1 pseudogene is annotated in these 1,811 nt (G+C 38.3%); it reads right to left on the bottom strand.

The window, feature by feature from the left end:
- Positions 1-1,811 (bottom strand): annotated as a pseudogene (locus ACFIL3_RS06675) (autotransporter outer membrane beta-barrel domain-containing protein); the annotation flags it as partial.

Genomic DNA, 1,811 nt, shown 5'->3' with positions numbered 1-1,811 from the left:
TGGTTCAACAGGGGCAGAAGGAGGAGAAACAGTATCCAGAGATGAAGTGTCCTCCGGAGCAGAGGGCTCAGATGGCAGAACATCATTAGTAGAATCTTCAACTGGAACAAACGGTGCAGGCATAGGTTGCACAGCAGAAGGAGCCTCCGGAACTGTTGGTACAGAGGGAGGCTCAGACGGAACTGGTGCAGAAGGAGTCAGCGTCGAATCCGTAGGGATAAATGTTTCAGACGGTTCAGATCCTTCAGGCAAAGAAGGTGTAGATGGTATAAGTGGAGGCTCAACAGAAGGGGGTTGTTCAGGTGAAATAGTCTCTGTTGGTCGTTTAGAAGGAACCGTCTCTTCTTCAGATTGAGGAGGTAAAACTGTAGATGTTGGCTTAGAAGCAGTTTCAGAAGAATCTAATTCAGGACCAATGTAAACACTTTCGAGACGAAAATCCCAAAAATCCCCTTCTCCAACAACCAATCTATTCTTTGGATCTGCATTTCCAGAAGAAGAACTTGGACCATAGGCACGAAGTTTATATTGATAAGGAAATCCATTCACTGTAGTATAACTATTGGCTAACTTAAAAGAACTTTCCTCTGCTGTCCCAGCAACTTGAACAAGTGAAATACCTTGACTCCCTTTATTGCCAGCTTCTCCTTCTAAGGTTTTGGAAAATTTCTCCATCATGAGCAGTGTACTTCCCAAAACATTCCCGTAGATCAAAATACGATCAGTTTTTTGAGGATTAAACGAGCCGTCATTATTCACAAACGCACTCATCTTAATCTGCACATTTCCCTTTGCATTATAGGCTTCTTTATCATATTGTATCCCCTCTATTGGATTTATGTCATTTAGATTACTTCCTTTCTCAATATATACTTTTCCAATATATAGCGTTTGATAATCTTGAGATATAAATTTATCAAAAAAAATTGTGCTATCAGAAATGCTTATAGACGAAAGTAATGAATCTACAGGAAGAGATTCCTGTAAATCTGTATGTTTCCTTTTGGTGAGATACCATGCAGAGCCATTTGTTAATTCTAAGTGAACAGTTGATGCATCCTCAACACGAATACCCCCTGTAAGGATAGAATCCTTTGCTTTCACCAATAGAGAAGAATTATTTTGAGCCTTTAACAATAAATCACCAGAGATCTTTGTCCTTTCTGTTAATTCAATGGTAGCTTCAGCTCCATAAATATCATCTCCCGTACTATAAATGGCAATACCATCGGGAACTGAAAAAGTTGTCTGTGACAAATGCAAAGATGCTTCACCCCAAACAATTTTTTCTACTTTTGAAAGTTTTTCACTCCCTACCTTAAACATATCACCCCATACATCTGGGCCTAATCCATAAAAATACAGACCGTATACTCCCTCACCCTGAACAGAAATATTGTTTTTTTCTATCTTAATACTTGTATTTTTAAACGCATTTGATGAAGCGTATTCTTGAATCAATTTACCTTCAGCATCTGCATAACCTGCAAAATTCGTAATCAAGAAGCCATGCATATCAGTCAGCTGAATAGAATCACCACGCAAATGAACATTACCACCCTGTGATATGTCAAAAGCTCTTGGAAATTCATCAATAGTTTCATTATCAACTACAATCGTGTGTTTCTTACCTTTGCCCTGAATATTGGTTGTATCAATAAGATATTTTCCCCCAAATTGTGTTGAAAACGCACCAATCTCATTAAAAGTAATAGTACTGCCTGATATCCTAACGAATGCATCAGAACTACTAACAAATCCAATCCCTTTTGCATTCAAATTATCTGATACAATATCAATATTTACGCTCA

Origin of the sequence: Bartonella sp. CE47NXGY, assembly GCF_042195415.1 — a bacterium.
In the GTDB taxonomy this organism is placed as follows: Bacteria; Pseudomonadota; Alphaproteobacteria; order Rhizobiales; family Rhizobiaceae; genus Bartonella.
This window is presented reverse-complemented; position numbering and strand designations above follow the sequence as displayed.